Below are 16192 nucleotides of genomic sequence, written 5' to 3' on the forward strand. Positions count from 1 at the left end.
CAACATCAACCCAACATCGATCAAAGGAGATCGTCATGTTCACCGCAGAGGAACGCCAATATCTCAGCTCGCTGCCGGCCGTGTACCACGTCGGCACCGAACGAATCCTGTACACCGACGAATTCAAGTACGCGTGCATCGCCCGGTACATGGACGGTGAGTCGCCCGTCTCGATCTTTCGCGATGCCGGACTCGACCCGGAACTGGTCGGGCGCAAGCGCATCGAGCGCTGCTTCGCCCGTTGGCGTGATTCGGAGGGGATTCGCCGACGGCTGTCGGTGGACCGCATCCGCATGCAGCAGGAGCGCGCCGGCAGTGCGATGCCGATTGGCACGATGCCGGATGCCGGACCGGTCTCGACGTCGGCCGGCGGGGCGACGCCGCCCGACGCCCCCAACGGCGTGATCGCAGCCGGCATGGTGGTAGGCGGCTCGGTGTCGGTTGGTACTGATGCCATGGCGTCCTCCGACGCCGGTCTCCCAGACGCCATCGCCGATGGTGTTTTCAGCCGTTCCTCCGGCCGTGTCGGCGACGCTGACACCAGTACTAACGTTGACGCGACCGATCGTACCGACGACAACGGCTCTGACGTCGATCTCGCCGCGTTCCGCACCGTCTGCATGACGCACGACGACGGGTGCCTGCACACCAGGCTGCCGGGGGAGCCGACGGTGATGTCCAAGGGCGACGTGCTTCATATTCGCGGGGAGGCCGTGGCCAGCGCGGCCCATGGCGAGGACACGTCGAACATGTGGAACGGCGTCAGGCCGGACTTTCACGAACTGCTGATCGACCAGCAGGCTCGCCGCATCGACGAGCTGGAACGTGAGATCGCACAGCTACGCGACGCCGTGACCCGTTCCACCGCCGTCATGGAACACTCCTTCGCCCGTCACGCCGCACGTCCGGCGTCGGTACCGACCGCAGCGTCGCCAGCATCCGCACGAACTGAAAACCACGCCGCCTGAGCCGAGTCCCGTGCCGCCCACCCCGCCGGCGGCACCAGGCCGTAGCTGAAACGCGACCGATGAGAATTCGGGGGAAAGGAGTCTTGTTATGCCAATCGTCAGTATGTTTTATGGCATTGTCGTGCGCATGTTTGCCGACGATCATAATCCGCCGCACATCCACGTTGCATACCAAAGCGAAAAGGCCGTGTACGCGTTCGATGGAGAATGCCTGACCGGCAAGCTGCCAAGGAAGCAGCATACACTGGTAGTTGCGTGGATCATGCTGCATCAGGAAGAGTTGCAGGCGGCACGGACGGTATGTCACGGTGGAGAACAGCCCATGCGCATCGAGCCATTGCGGTAGGAGGATGTATGTCGTTCATGGAATATCTCTGTGACGTCACGGAAGCCGTGCCTTTGGAGGGATACCGACTTCAAGTCACCTGTTCGGATGGGGCCTGCGGGGTCTTTGACATGTCGGGGTACCTTGATCGAGGAGACTTCCGGGCATTGCGCGATCCCGCGGTCTTTCGTGGCGTTCGGCTGGTGGCCGGTGCGCCCACATGGCCGAACGGGATCGACATCGCTCCCGAACGCGTTCGCTCCGATATGATGCCGATCCAGTTGGACTGACTGCGGCGCCATATCGGAACGAATATGCCATGAAGTGTGCTGCCCGCAACGGCTCTACAGGCGTGCGGCGATGAAGTCGGCGAGTTCGTGGCCCATGCGTTCGGCTTCGGGAATGCGGATATGACCGGGAGTGCCCGACCCATTGTCCGAATACAGGAAGTGCACGATTCGCGGGTCGTCGATCCGTTCGCATACCTCATCGATTGACCGGTCCCATGACACGTCGTGGCACAGGATGGTGGTGGACAGCACGATCAGCGCACGGGGATACCGTTCGCGCAGCTGCCCCACGAATCGTTGGTAGTGCGTGCGCCACTGTTCGGCCTGTTCGCAGTGATAGTCCCGTGCCATGTAATCGTCAGGGTGATTGTCGTTCTGGCCGATCGCCACCACGACCACATGCGGCGTGAACCGGCTGAAATCCCAAGGCTTGGCATCGCCCAATGTCGGGTTGTACTCCAGCTTGTCGTACGTGTCCTCCAGGCCCACGTAGTCCGGGCCGTTGAACCAGCCGGTCCCGGGCAGCAGGGCGATGCCACCCTGCGCGATGTCATGCAGTTCGGCATTGAGCTTGCGGGCCGCGAACGCCGCATACGAATACCACGAATTCGAGTACTGTCCGTTGTTGTCGGCCGGGTCGGTGGCGCCGCAGCAGTGCAGCGCCTCCGCCACCTCGCCAGCCGACACCGAATCGCCATACACCTCCATGCGCAGCGCCGGGCGGGGATCGGCCGGCGACAGCGCTCGTACTCCGGCGTCGGTGCCCGTGACGGTGAAGCCTAGCAGTTCCACATGGTGACAGGCGTCCTGGCGCTTGAACACCGTCACGTCATGCATCACCGGGGTCAGTCCGTCGATCAGCGTGATCTCGACCTCGCGGTCGTCGGTGGGAATGTCAACCTTTCGTTGACATCCGTCGACGACCACGCCGATCGAGTTCTCCCAGTAGTTGTGCCGGTTGACAAGCCGCATGCGCAGCGCGGTGCCCTGGAAACGGAATGCGATCTGCGTATACGGGTAGATGAGTACCGGGCGGAGAGGGTCGTCGAAATCCACACGGCCGGTGTACCGCAGCACCGGGTCGTTCGGCAGGATATCGAGATGATGGGGAAGCGCGCGGCCGGTATCGGTGCCGGCACTCGTCGCGTTCATGAGATCGGGGTTCATGCTTATGGGTTGAGGCGTGGCCCGGATCGTGGACTGGGTGTTGTCAGGCATGATGATCACCTTCGAATGGATATGGTTACGTTGGAGGCGTGGTGTCTGCGGACAGACGCCGGATCAGAGGCTGAACGTGAACGGTTCGGCGGGCAGGCCCGCCTCATTGAACAGGGGAGCGGGGCCCCAGCTGAACCAGCCGTAGCGGACGCCCTGGGGATGGGGCACGTCGTTGCTCCACACCATCACGGAAGGAACGGAATCGGTGTCCCCATGACCGTCAAGAATGCGTGCCTCCGCCGTATGCCAGTCGCCGTGCTCGTCGACTACCGCGAAGCCGGACTCGCCAGCCGGTAGCATGTCCGCATCGATCGGTTCGCCCAACGGCACATCCACATCGGTGCCGAGTGCATCACCGTTGTAGTGGCCGAAGTGCAGGGAATCGGCATGCGCGAATGTCACGATCAGGTGATCGGCGCCATCGGCGGTGATCGTTGCAGCCGCCGGGCCATTGACCGGACGCAGCGCATCGGCGACCACGCTCTCCTCGTCGTAGACCCGAGCCAGTGCCATCGCGGTCAGACGCTCGCCCACGGTCTGCTTGTCCAATGGATGAATGTTGTCGAATTCGCCGCAGTCCAGCGTCACCACGGTATGCACGTCGTCGATCGTGCGGGCGGCATCCATTTGCGCCTCGCGGATGACTGGCCAATGGAACGAGTCCCGTCCGACATCGGTCCTGGCGATCCATCGCGGCAGCTGCACGATCAGGAACGGCAGCTGCGCGTGGACGGGGCCGGAGATATCGCGGCCGTTGCCGCGGCTGGCGTCGTTCCACAGTCCGCGCCATTCGTCGATCATCTCGCCGAGCAGGAATCGGTATCGATCGCAGTACGCCTCGTCCTCCTCGCCCTGATACCACAGCACGCCATGGATGGTGTACGGTGCCACGCGCGAGACCATGGCCTCGAACGCGCCGCACGGACGGTACTGGCTGAACGGGGTCATGGGCGGCGGCCACGGACATTCGCCGTACTGCGCGTTCAACGTCTCCCACGTCGCATTCGGATCGACCTCGCGCGCGGCCGCGATGTTGGCGTTCCACGCGTTGAAGTCCACCTGCCACCGGTTCCACTCGTGACGCATCTCATCAAGATCCCGGCCGGTGACCTTCTGATCGTAGCGATCCAGATACTCGCGTCCCGCTTCGGATTCCTCCAGGCGTGCCCGTCCCATCCAGCAGGTGATCGATGTGCCGCCGATGTAGCAGTCCACGATGCCGATGGGTACGCCGTCCATGTCGTCGGAACGCTCGGCCGCCAGACCGTTACGCAGCGTGCTGGCGAAGTAGTAGCCGACGGCCGACATCACGCCCACGGCATCCGGCGTGCAGAGCTCCCATCCGGAAGCGTTCTCGGCGTCAAGGTCGATCGATCCGGTCTTCGGGGTGTTATAGAAGCGCAGCAGCGGATCGAATGCCTCAGCCATCGTGGATTCCGGGTGCAGACTGTTGCGCAGTTCGAGCTCCATGTTGCTTTGCCCGCCGGCCAGCCAGACTTCGCCGATGAGCACGTCGTCGAAGACGATCGCATCCGTGCCGTCGGTCACGGCGAGACGGTGCGGTGCGGCGCTCGCCGCCATGGCGGGCAGTGTGATCGTCCACTGCCCGGTCTGGTCGGTGAGAGCGCTGCCCGAGCTCATCGGAGACTCCTCGGAGGACAGTGCGATGCTGACGGTGATGAATGCACCGGGCGTGGCCGTTCCGAATACGGTGACGGGCTGGTGACGCTGCAGCACCATATGGTCGGAGAACACCGCCGCCACGGAGAAGTTCGCGCGTTCGTTGCGGCGTGCCGTGGCACTATCCGACTGTGCGGAGTGTGCGTCACCTGCGGTGGCGTCGCTGAGGGTGCTGCCCGGTGCGGGGCCGGTGACGATGGATGTCTGTGCCACGTTCATTCTCCTTTGACATGGTCGTGGGCGGGTGAATCCGTATCTTCCCGTCATTGATGTCGACTGCTGATATATACCTTAACCGATTAAGGCATATTGTGCATCGATAATTTCGTGATCTGAAAACTGATACGTGTCTCAATCCTTTATTTTTCAACGTTTATATATGTTTCAATCATATGGTCAGCGGTGTGTCGTTGTCTGGAGCGACGTTAGTTGTAACTTGATCGATTCATTGCTGAAGCAAGTGCGATATGCCGATGGTGATGGCGATGGTGATGGCGAAAAACATACGGAACATACGATCTCCGATCTCGACCAATAATCAATCATCGTTGAAATACCAGTGTTTGTTGACTTGGTTATGGAAATCGAGACACGCCGGCGCTGGCGTTGAATATCAACGAAGACAGCGACGTCGCCGTCTGAAACAACTTAAGCGGTTGACATACTGAAAACATTGGATTATGGTGAAAGTCATCAAGTCGCGGAGCACGCGATACGTCATGACATGAACCGATCAATGCCTTCGGGCATCTCATTCACGACGCATCGTTCCGAGACTGGACATCCACATGGTTCGTAGTCGATGCCATGCGGATCGGAGGGACAGCGAAGACCTCCGGGAAGATCTCAGTGATTGAGAGGACGAACACATGAACGTACTGAAGAAGATCGCCGCAGCCGCCGTCGCCGGCGCCTGCCTGATCAGCCTGGCTGCCTGCGGGAACAGCAGCGCCAGCGGAGAGACCACCGATCTCACCTACCCCGAGATCAAGCTGGGGGAGACCGGCAAGGACATCTCCACCACCATCAAGATGTTCAACCACCGCACCGATATGGCACAGTCCACCTATCCGGGCACGAACTGGGACGCCTACATCAAGGAGTTCAACAAGGTCTACCCGAACATCAAGGTGGAGGTGCAGACCAGCTCCAACTACTCCAGTGACGCGCTCACCCGTCTGCAGGGTGGAGACTGGGGTGACATCATGATGATCCCCGCCGTCGACGCCTCCGAACTCGGCACCTACTTCCTCCCCTATGGTTCGGTCGATGACATGGGCAAGGTGATCAAGTACGCCACCAACCAGCGCTACGACGGCAAGACCTACGGCGTGCCCAGCGCCGGCAACGGCATGGGCATCGTGTACAACACCAAGGTGTTCGCCGACGCCGGCATCACCGATCTGCCCAAGACCCCGGACGAGTTCATCAACGATCTGAAGACCATCAAGGAGAAGGATCCCGGCGTCACGCCGCTGTACACCAACTACGCGGCCGGCTGGACCATGACCGCATGGGACGCCTACATCGGCGGCACCTCCACCGGCGACGCCAAGTACCTGAACCAGAAGCTCCTGCACACCAAGAACCCGTTCTCCGACCCCGGCGACGGCACCCACCCCTACAACGTGTACAAGGTGCTCTACGACGCCGTCTCCGACAAGCTCACCGAGGACGACTACTCCACCACCGACTGGGAGTCCAGCAAGGCCAAGCTGAACAACGGCGAATACGCCACCATGGTGCTCGGCGCATGGGCGGTCTCCCAGATCAAGGCCGCCGGCGACCACGGCGACGATGTGGCCTACATGCCGTTCCCGATCAGCGTTGACGGCAAGCAGTACAGCTCCTCCTCCGCCGACTACGCCTACGGCATCAACAAGGACTCCTCCAAGGAGAACCAGGAGGCCTCCATGATCTTCGTCAAGTGGATGACCGAGAAGTCCGGCTACGCCATGAACGAGGGCGGCATCCCCGTCAAGCAGGGAGACGACGAGCTGCCGGCCGTGTACGAGCACTTCAAGGACGTCACCTTCCTCGAGGACGAGCCCTCAGTGGACGGTGAGGAGGACCTGTTCAACGACCTCAACTCCGACTCCGAGCTGGCCATCAACGCCGACGGAAGCTCCCGCCTGCAGGCCCTGATCGAGGCCGCCGCCAACGGAACCAAGTCCTACGGCGATCTGGTCAAGGAATGGAACCAGAAGTGGAACTCCGCGCTGGACACCGAAGGCGTGGACGTGAAGTACGACACCGCCAAGTAGTCCGCCCCGGCATCTCCAATCCAACTCCCGCTTATGCGGACGATGCGCCCCGGAACCGTTCCGGGGCGCATCCCACATCATTCCCATCCCCAATCACAACGGCGGCTGAGTCGGCCGCATCGGCAACATGGAGCACGTCATGACGACGACAACAATGGATGCGACGGCATATGCCGCTGTTCCCGAAAACAAGACCCCCAGGGATTGGCGCAAGGCACTGATCATCGTGGCCTTCGCTGCGATCCCGCTCACCCTGCTCATCGTGTTCACCTACCTGCCCTTCGGCAGCATGGTGAGCTACAGCTTCTACAAGATGAAGTACATCGGCACGCCCCGCTGGGTGGGCCTCGACAACTACGTGCAGGTGTTCACCCGCCCCGACACTCTCTCCTCGCTCAAGCTGAGCCTCTACTACGCGGTGGGTGCGCTCATCCAGGTGGCGCTCGCCCTGTATCTGGCCACCATTCTGAGCTTCAAGGTGAAGGCCGGCAACTTCTTCAAGGGAGCGTTCTTCTTCCCCTATCTGATCAACGGCATCGCAGTCGGCTTCATCTTCAAGTTCTTCTACACCCGCGGCTACGTACTCGACACCGTGCTGCAATGGTGCGGGTTCGACCTCAACAACCTGCCCTACTGGCTCATGGACCAGTCGATCAACAACTGGTCGCTGGTGGGCGCGTCCATCTGGCGCTACCTCGGCCAGACCGTGATCCTGTTCATCGGCGCGATGATGTCGATCGACGGTTCGCTGTACGAGGCGGCCGAACTCGACGGTGCGAACAAGTTCCAGCAGTTCCTCCACATCATCCTGCCCAGCATCAAGACGATCCTCGTGCTCAACGTGATCCTGGCGATCACCGGTTCGCTTTCCGCCTTCGAGGGGCCGTACGTGATTACCTCCGGCGCGAACGGCACCGCCACGTACTTCGTGCTCATGGACCGACTGGCGCACGTGAACCAGAAGGTGGGTCTCGCCTCGGCCATGGCCGTGGTGCTGCTCATCATCATCCTGATCTGCGCCATGCTGCAGCAGCTGTTCTTCAACTATCTGTTCCGCGACGCGGACGACGGCGTGCAGAAGGCCCGCAAGAAGGCCCGCAAGGCCAGCCGCGCCCGTCAGCGCGTGGCCGCCGGCAAGGCCCCGCTGTTCCGCAACTCTTCCCCGGCCGTCGCGACCGCGTCGGCAGCAACCAAGGAGGTGGCGTGATGACCGCCATGACCGAAACGCCTCGCACCATGAACAAGACCAACGCCCCCCGGCCGTCGCACGTCGCCCGCGGCGAGGTCTCGAACGCCGAATACTGGAAGACGTTCCTGTACAACGCCAAGGTCTGGTTCTTCCTCTTCCTCAAGTACTTCAGTCTGGTGTTCTGCGCCTTCTGGTTCCTGCTGCCCGTGGTCAGCTGCTTCGTGACCGCGGCCAAGACCGAACGCGAATACCAGACCACGTCGGTCATGCAGATGCCGGCCAACTGGCTGAACTTCCAGAACTACATCGACGCCTTCCGCCTGTCGAACATGGCCGTCGCGTTCCGCAACTCGCTGATCGTGCTCGTGGTGGTGCTCGTCATCACCACGCTGATTGGCACGCAGCTCGCTTACGTGCTCAGCCGATTCCAGTTCCCCGGCAACGCCGTGATCCGCATGCTGTTCACTGTGGCGGCCCTGCTGCCCGGCATCGCCATGCAGGTCTCGATGTACAAGATCATGACCAACCTGCACATGGTCAACACGCTGTGGGGATACATCATCATGATGTGCGGCACCGACGTGATCTCGATCTACGTGTTCATCCAGTACTTCGAGAACATCCCGGTCTCGCTCGACGAATCCGCCATCATGGACGGCTGCTCCTACTTCACCGTATATTCGCGCATCCTGCTGCCGCTGCTCAAGCCGGCCATCGTCACCTGCCTGATCCTCAAGGGCGTGGGCGTGTACAACGAGTACTACGCGGCGAACCTCTACCTCCAGGACAAATCGACGCTCGGCACGGTGGCCATATCGCTGTACTCGTTCACCGGCCCGCAGGGCAGCAAGTACAACCTGATCTGCGCCGGAGTGATCATCACGCTGCTGCCCATGCTCATCCTGTTCCTCGCCTTCCAGAAGCAGATCTACAACGGCATCGCCGCCGGCGCCGTCAAGGAGTGATCGCATGAACGACTTCCCCAAGGACTTCCTGTTCGGTACGGCCACGGCCTCGTACCAGATCGAGGGCGCCGTGCACGAGGACGGCCGCTGCGACTCGATCTGGGACACGTTCAGCCACACGCCCGGCCGCGTGGTGGACGGCGACACCGGCGACATCGCCTGCGACTCCTACCACCGCTGGCGCGACGACATCAAGCTGCTCGCCGACTTGGGCGTGAACTCCTACCGGTTCTCGATCGCCATGCCCCGCGTGATGCCGGTCGAAAACGGCCCGGTCAACGAGCGGGGACTCGACTTCTACGAGCGCGTCACCGACGCCCTGCTCGCCGAGGGCATCCAGCCCGTCGTCACCCTCTACCACTGGGATCTACCCCAGTACTTGGGCGACAAGGGCGGCTGGCTGAACCGCGAGACCGCCTACCGTCTGGGCGAATACGCGGGCGTGGTGGCCGCCAGGCTCGGCGACCGCATCCACACCTACACCACGCTCAACGAGCCCTGGTGCTCCTCCTACCTAAGCTACGGCGCCACCGAGCACGCGCCCGGACTGGGGCTCGGTCCCGGCGCATTCCCCGCGGTCCATCACCTCAATCTCGCCCACGGTCTGATGACGCAGGCGGTGCGCGCCGAGGTAGGCGAACGGTCCGAATGCTCGGTGACCTGCAACCTCCAGCTCAACCGAGGCGACGCCGACGCCGTGCACCGCCTCGACCTGATCGCCAACCGCGTGTGGCTCGACCCGATGCTGCGCGGCTACTACCCGGACGAGCTGTTCGCCATCACGCGCGGCATCTGCGACTGGTCATTCATCCAGGACGGCGATCTCGAACAGATCCACCAGCCGATCGACGTGTTCGGCATCAACTACTACAACACCGGCCTGCTCGCCATGAGCGACCGCCCGCAGTTCCCACAGTCCACCGAGGCGAGCACCGCGCCCGGCGCCAGCGACGTCGACTGGCTGCCCACCCCCGGCCCGCACACGGAGATGGGATGGAACATCGATCCCGACGGACTGCACGACCTGCTGGTCCGCGTGCACAACGACTACCCGGAGATCCCGCTCATCGTCACCGAGAACGGCATGGCCGTGGCAGACACGCTGGAGACGAACCCGGACGGCACCAAGGCCGTGCACGACGACCTGCGCATCGACTATCTGCGCCGGCACTTCGAGGCGGCCAAGCGGGCGATGGATGAGGGCGTCGACCTGCGCGGCTACTTCGTCTGGTCGCTCATGGACAACTTCGAATGGGCGTTCGGCTACACCAAGCGCTTCGGCATCGTCTACGTGGACTACGAGACGCTCGAACGCACGCCGAAGGACAGCTACCACTGGTACCGGCGACTCATCTCCGACCGTCGGATACCCGACGCGGCCTGACGGTTCCGCAATCACGCCAACTGTCCCGCATTCATCAACGCATTCCAATACCCCACGTACTTTCAACGGAGAACATCATGAACACACCCGGCACCTTCCATGAACTGCAGTCCGGCTGGACCGTCGCGGCCCTGAACCCCGAGGTCGCGCCGGAGCCCGTGCGCGACGCGATCGCCGCCGGCATCGACGCCGTGGTCCCCGGCGAGGTGACGCTCGACCTGGTCCGTGCCGGACTGATCGACGAGCCGTTCGACGGCGACAACGAGACCCGCCAGCAGTGGATCGGCGACGTCGACTGGCGATACACCTGCGCGTTCGCATGGCACGACGACGGCTCCGACCGCCACGATCTGGTCGCCTACGGACTCGACACCGTGGCCACGGTCATGGTCAACGGCCGCTACGTCGGCTCCACACAGAACTACCACCGCACCTACCGCTGGGATGTGCGCGAACTGCTGCGCGACGGCATGAACGAACTGACCGTCACGTTCGCGTCGTCCGTACGCGAATCAGACATGCGCGAACAGCGCCTCGGCTACTACCCGCACACCGAGCATCACGCGTTCAACCAGCTGCGCAAGCCCAGCTACCAGTTCGGCTGGGACTGGGGAATCGACGTGGCCAACGCCGGCATCTGGCAGGCCATCGGCATCGACTCCTGGTCCGACGTACGTCTCGCCGCCGTGCGTCCGCTCGTGGACGTGACCGGCGACGGCACCGGACTACTTACCACCACCGTGGAGATCGAACGCGCCGGCAACGGGCGACTGATGAGCCCGTACGACAGGGCCGCATCCATGCCCGCCGTGCCGGTAAGCGTGCGCGTGCGCGGCCGCAACGCGAACGGCGACGACGTGGACGTGACCGTGCGCGGCGAGATCGCACAGGGCCGTACCACCGCAACGCTCACCGCCACCGTGCCGAACGCCGACCTGTGGTGGCCGATCGGCTACGGCGACCAGCCGCTATACGACGTGGACGTGACCGCGGAGGAGGGCGCCGCCGCATGGCACGGTCGCGTCGGCTTCCGCACCACGCACGTGGACACCCGCGCCGACGAGGTCGGCCGACCGTTCCAGATCTACGTGAACGACGTGCCAGTGCATGCGCGCGGCTACAACTGGGTGCCGATCGACGCGTTCATCACCCGCGGCGACCGCGCATTCTACGAACGCCGGTTCCGCGATCTCGTCGAATCGAACTCCAACATGGTGCGCGCCTGGGGCGGCAGCATCTACGAGACCGACGACTTCTACGATCTGGCCGACGAACTCGGCATCATGGTCTGGCAGGACTTCATGCTCGCCTGCGCCGCCTACCCGGAGGACGCCGAGACCCGCGCCGAGATCGAGGCCGAGGCCCGTCAGCAGATCACCCGACTGTGCCCGCACCCGAGCCTGATCGTATGGAACGGATCCAACGAGAACTACGTGGCCTACTCCGAATGGGGCGGCTACAAGCAGGCACTGCGAGACGACGACAGGCCGGCCAACGCCTACGGCTACGGCGAAAAAGGCTGGGGCGACCACTACTACGCCGAACTGTTCCCGCGCCTACTCGCCGAACTCGACCCCACGCACGTGTACCTGCCCAGCTCCCCGATGAGCTTCACCCCGTTCGTCGACGCCAACAAGGACGTGGACGGCACCATGCACATCTGGGACGTGTGGAACCGCGTGGACTACCGCCACTACGCCGACTACACGCCACGCTTCGCCGACGAGTTCGGCTACCAGGCGCCGCCCGCGTTCAGCACGCTCACCCGCGTGGTGCACGACGACGTACTCGAGCCGTTCGGCACGCAGATGCTCGTGCACCAGAAGGCCATGGGCGGCAACTACAAGCTCGCCCGCGGCATGCGCGGCCACCTCACTCCCGGCCACATCGACGACGTGAGCTACCGCGAGGACGGCACGCGTGACTGGCTCATCCCCACCGACGAATGGGCGAACATCGAGGACTGGCACTGGGCCTGCCAGCTCCAGCAGGCGCAGGCCATCCGCTTCGGCGTGGAGCACATGCGCTCGCTCGAACCCGTGAACGCCGGCACGCTCATCTGGCAGCTCAACGACGACTGGCCGGTCGTCTCCTGGGCCGCCGTGGACTACTACGGCCACCGCAAGCCCATGTGGCACGCGTCCCGCGACTTCTTCGCGCCCCGACTCGCCACGATCCAGCCTCGCGTATCCGAACGCGCTCGCGAGGACCGCAGCTGGGAAGGCAAGAAGGTGGCCGCCGACCATCTGGCGCTTGTGCTGCTCAACGACACCCGTTCGGCATGGTCCGGCAGTTGGACCGTGGAACGCCGCACGCTGGCCGGCGACGTGCTCGCCACGCAGCGGTTCGACGTCACGCTCGACCCGATCTTGCACGTCACGCTTGCGCTGAACGCCGAGGTCGGCGGATTCGACGACCCGACGAACGAGATCATCGTGGCCACGCCGAGCGACAACGCCTTCGCCCGTGTGATCCACAACCCGGCCGAGATCATCGACCAGAAGCTCGAGTGCTCGCCGCTGGAGGCCTCGGCCCGCGTCGTTGCCGGCGGATACGAGATCGCCGTCACCGCTCGCGCCTACGCGCGCGACGTGTTCTGCATGGTCGACAAGGTGGACGAGAACGCCTCGATCAGCGGCGGCATGGCGACGCTGCTGCCCGGCGAATCCGTGACTTGGACCGTCTTCGGCGCTGCCGCCGGCATCGACCCGACGCTGTTCGTCGCACCCAACGTGCTGCGCTGCGGCAACGATCTCAAGCGCTGAGCGTGCGGTGAGCGCACGGTGAACGTGCGGCACGCGCACGATTGATGCGTGCCGCATACATGAATGCAAAGGAAGCCCCCGATGAAATCCAAGGTGACCATCGCCGACGTGGCCAAGGCCGCGGGCGTGTCCAACAGCGCGGTGTCGTACGCGTTGAACGGCAAGGACGGCGTCTCCGAAAAGACGCGCAGCAAGGTGCTCGCCGTGGCCGACCATCTGGGATGGAAGCCCAACAGCGCGGCCAAGGCGCTGTCCGACGCCAGCACGCGCACGGTCGGCCTGGTGCTCACATACGCCACCAGTGTGCTGTCGGTGGAGTCGTACACCACGGAGCTCATCGCAGGACTCACCTCGGAATTCGAGAAGGAGGGCTACTCACTGCTCGTGCGGGCGTCGTCGAACCGGGAGTATGAGCTGTCGGTGCTGCGCGAATGGATCGCCACCGGCGCCGTGGACGCCGTGTTGCTGATGAATATCGAGCTGGGGGATCCCCGCATCGAGCTGTTCAAGTCGCATCCCGACATGCCGGTGCTGCTGCTGTGCGACGAGAAGCTCTCCGAGGGACTGCCGTCGCTGTCCGACAACGAGCGCAGCGCGGCCCATCTCATCGTCGACTACTGCCACGAGACCGGTCATCGGCGCATCGCCCGTGTGGCCGGACCCGAGGAGATGGGCCATACGTTCATCCGCGATAATGCCTTCCGCGAAGAGGTCATGGAACTCGACATGCGCTACACATGCTTGCATTCCGACTATTCGCCGCAGGCCGGCGCCCGTTGCACCGAGCGGCTGCTGGCGCTGCCGGACCGGCCCACCGCCATCGTGTACGACAACGATGTGATGGCCGTGTCCGCCATCCGTACGGCCGCCGCTCTAGGGATCCGCGTGCCCGACGATCTGGCCATCATCTCGTGGGATGACTCGTTCATGTGCGAGATGAGCACGCCCAGTGTCACCGCCCTGAACCGTGACGTGGTGGCACGTGGTCGCCGGGCCGCGCGCATGCTCATCGAACTCGCCGAACAGCATGCGGTGCGGCCCGTGATCGAGGACGACAACGATCTGATCTTCCGCGAATCCAGCGCCGCGAACGTGGCCATGGCCGCGTGACCGGCAATCTCATTCAGCTTTATTCATTCGTTCATCAATGGAAAGGACGACAATTATGACCGCACCATCCTCCTCCGCATTCGACGTCGCGACGCGCGATCCGAAGTACGTGCTCGGCACGCCGGAGAACCGTGTGTTCCTCGAAGCCGCGCGCAACGGCCTGCTCGATTTCGGCCACGCGTTCCCCTCGCCCGGCGGCGGCTCCTACTGGCTGGGCGACGACGGCACGCCGTGGAAGGACCGCAACCGCGAGACGTGGATCACCTGCCGCATGACGCACGTGTATTCGCTCGGCGCGATGCTTGGTCATCCCGGTTCCGAAGAGCTGATCGACGCCGGCCTGCGCGGTCTCGCCGGCGAACTGCATGACAACGCCAACGGCGGCTGGTACGCGGCCGTAACGCCCGAGGGTGGGCACGTCGGCACCAAGCAGTGCTACGCGCACGCCTTCGTGCTGCTCGCCGCGTCCTCCGCCCTGCTGGCTGGCCGGCCGGGTGCCGCCGAGCTGCTTGCCGACGCGCAGGACGTGTTCCTCAAGCGGTTCTGGGACGACGAGACCGGTCTGGCCGTGGACACGTGGAACGAGGACTTCACCGAACTCGACCCCTACCGTGGACTCAACGCCAACATGCACTCCGTGGAGGCGTTCCTGGCCGTGGCAGACGCCACCGGCGACGAATCCTGGCGCGAGCGCGCCGGGTGCATCGTCGATCACGTGATCGGCTGGGCATCCTCCAACGAATGGCGCATTCCCGAGCACTTCCACACCGACTGGAGCTTGGACCTCGAATGCAACCGCGAACGCCCCGACGACCAGTTCAAGCCGTACGGCGCCACGCCGGGTCATGGCATCGAGTGGGCTCGTCTGATCACGCAGTACGCGTTGAGTGTTCCCGGTCTGCCGGAATCGAAGAGAACCGCGCTGGTGGAGGCTGCCGAATCCCTGTTCCGCCGTGCCGTGGCCGACGCGTGGGATGCGGACGGTGCGCCCGGACTCGTGTACACCACCGACTGGAACGGTGTTCCCGTGGTGCACGACCGCATGCACTGGACGCTCGCCGAGGCGATCAACACGTCGTCCGTGCTCGCGCACGTGACCGGCAGGAGCGAATACGCCGACTGGTACGCCACGTTCTTGGCGTACGGGGACGAGTATGTGATGGATCACAAGCACGGCTCTTGGTTCCACCAGCTCGATCGCGAGAACCGCGTGATCGGCACGGTGTGGCCGGGCAAGTCCGACCTGTACCACGCCACGCAGTCCATGATCATTCCGTTGCTGCCCGATCCGGCGGTGTCGATCGCCACCGCGGTGAAACGCGGCTGATTCCCGGATATACGAAGGCTCCCGGCGGTTTGCCGGGAGCCTTGTGTTTGTGCGGGTCTTACCGGATGATGGCGGCACGGCGCATCAGCGCGATCACGAGCCATGCGGTGCAACCGGTGAGCACGATGCCCCACAACGCGCCGGCGAGAACCGGGCCGCCGGGCGCGAACAGCAGTACGGCGAACGGAACGGTGTTCAGGGCCGTGACGGCGAATGCGATCAGCGGATGCGCCAACGCCACGGCGAACGACTGGCGGATCTGAGCGCCCACAGTGAGTTCGCTGCGGGCCATGACCGGGAACACGAAGCTCAAACCGGCGGCGATTACGGCGATCACGGCCGCGCAGATGCCGTAGGCAAGCGAGGCGAACGTCACGCTGGGCAGTCGGTGCGTGATGTACCACAGGTCGAACATGGACAAGGCCCAGAAGACCTCGATGATGAGCGTGACGGCGATGGACGTGCCAAGCCGGCGACGGAACGCGGTGAGGAACTTGCGCAGTACATGCGCATCGTCGCCCTCGTGGATGTCGCGTGCCACCTCGTACAGCGCTGCGGTGGACGCTCCGGCGGTGACGACCGGCAGGCAACAGACGGCCCATGCGACGTTGACCATGGCGAGGTCACCGATGGTGGACATGACATCGTTGTAGGCGTTGCTTTGGGCGAGGGTTTTCATGATGAACTCCTTGTTCGGTATTGCATGC

At 63.6% G+C, this 16192-nt stretch carries 13 protein-coding genes; 10 read left to right on the forward strand and 3 right to left on the reverse strand.

The genetic code is table 11. The features are described from left to right. Positions 1–35: 35 nt before the first annotated feature. The 3 genes from Tam10B_RS13775 to Tam10B_RS09090 all read left to right on the forward strand — a co-directional run bounded on the left by Tam10B_RS13775 (position 36) and on the right by Tam10B_RS09090 (position 1583). Positions 36–968, forward strand: coding sequence for a hypothetical protein (locus Tam10B_RS13775; RefSeq protein ID WP_093960924.1), 933 nt, complete (start codon positions 36–38; stop codon positions 966–968). Positions 969–1056: 88 nt separating this feature from the next. Beyond that, a complete protein-coding gene (locus Tam10B_RS09085) occupies positions 1057–1314 on the forward strand; it encodes a DUF4160 domain-containing protein (protein ID WP_093960925.1) in 258 nt (85 codons plus the stop codon). 8 nt (positions 1315–1322) lie between these two features. Continuing rightward, a complete protein-coding gene (locus Tam10B_RS09090) occupies positions 1323–1583 on the forward strand; it encodes a DUF2442 domain-containing protein (protein WP_233133675.1) in 261 nt (86 codons plus the stop codon). A gap of 54 nt (positions 1584–1637) precedes the next feature. Here Tam10B_RS09090 and Tam10B_RS09095 read toward each other — a convergent pair whose 3' ends face one another. Both Tam10B_RS09095 and Tam10B_RS09100 read right to left on the reverse strand, forming a co-directional pair. Beyond that, positions 1638–2801, reverse strand: a complete 1164-nt coding sequence (locus Tam10B_RS09095; protein ID WP_233133676.1) for an SGNH/GDSL hydrolase family protein — start codon at positions 2799–2801, stop codon at positions 1638–1640. A 63-nt stretch (positions 2802–2864) separates the two neighbouring features. Next, the gene (locus Tam10B_RS09100; RefSeq protein ID WP_233133677.1) at positions 2865–4694 is read right to left on the reverse strand and encodes a sialate O-acetylesterase; all 1830 of its coding nucleotides are present in this window, start codon (positions 4692–4694) and stop codon (positions 2865–2867) included. A 656-nt stretch (positions 4695–5350) separates the two neighbouring features. Between Tam10B_RS09100 and Tam10B_RS09105 the strand changes: the two genes are divergently transcribed. From Tam10B_RS09105 to Tam10B_RS09135, 7 genes are all read left to right on the forward strand, one after another. Next, on the forward strand, positions 5351–6745 hold the full coding sequence (locus Tam10B_RS09105) for an ABC transporter substrate-binding protein (RefSeq protein ID WP_093960926.1): 1395 nt from the start codon (positions 5351–5353) through the stop codon (positions 6743–6745). 139 nt (positions 6746–6884) lie between these two features. Next, a complete protein-coding gene (locus Tam10B_RS09110; RefSeq protein WP_093960927.1) occupies positions 6885–7952 on the forward strand; it encodes a carbohydrate ABC transporter permease in 1068 nt (355 codons plus the stop codon). Then, positions 7952–8899: a carbohydrate ABC transporter permease gene (locus tag Tam10B_RS09115; protein ID WP_233133678.1), complete on the forward strand. Its 948-nt coding sequence runs from the start codon at positions 7952–7954 to the stop codon at positions 8897–8899. The genes Tam10B_RS09110 and Tam10B_RS09115 overlap by 1 nt, the downstream gene beginning before the upstream one ends. 4 nt (positions 8900–8903) lie before the next feature. Then, positions 8904–10283 (forward strand): GH1 family beta-glucosidase, encoded by a 1380-nt coding sequence (locus Tam10B_RS09120; RefSeq protein WP_093960928.1) that lies wholly within the window; start codon positions 8904–8906, stop codon positions 10281–10283. A 77-nt stretch (positions 10284–10360) separates the two neighbouring features. After that, complete coding sequence (locus tag Tam10B_RS09125; RefSeq protein WP_198947571.1) at positions 10361–13048, forward strand: glycoside hydrolase family 2 protein; 2688 nt, start codon at positions 10361–10363, stop codon at positions 13046–13048. A gap of 81 nt (positions 13049–13129) precedes the next feature. After that, complete coding sequence (locus Tam10B_RS09130; RefSeq protein ID WP_093960929.1) at positions 13130–14158, forward strand: LacI family DNA-binding transcriptional regulator; 1029 nt, start codon at positions 13130–13132, stop codon at positions 14156–14158. Between the two features lie 55 nt (positions 14159–14213). Continuing rightward, on the forward strand, positions 14214–15485 hold the full coding sequence (locus Tam10B_RS09135) for an AGE family epimerase/isomerase (RefSeq protein WP_093960930.1): 1272 nt from the start codon (positions 14214–14216) through the stop codon (positions 15483–15485). 58 nt (positions 15486–15543) lie between these two features. Here Tam10B_RS09135 and Tam10B_RS09140 read toward each other — a convergent pair whose 3' ends face one another. Continuing rightward, the gene (locus tag Tam10B_RS09140; RefSeq protein ID WP_093960931.1) at positions 15544–16164 is read right to left on the reverse strand and encodes a YesL family protein; all 621 of its coding nucleotides are present in this window, start codon (positions 16162–16164) and stop codon (positions 15544–15546) included. Positions 16165–16192: the final 28 nt, after the last annotated feature.

The sequence above is a fragment of the Bifidobacterium vansinderenii genome, assembly GCF_002234915.1.
In the GTDB taxonomy this organism is placed as follows: Bacteria; Actinomycetota; Actinomycetes; order Actinomycetales; family Bifidobacteriaceae; genus Galliscardovia; species Galliscardovia vansinderenii.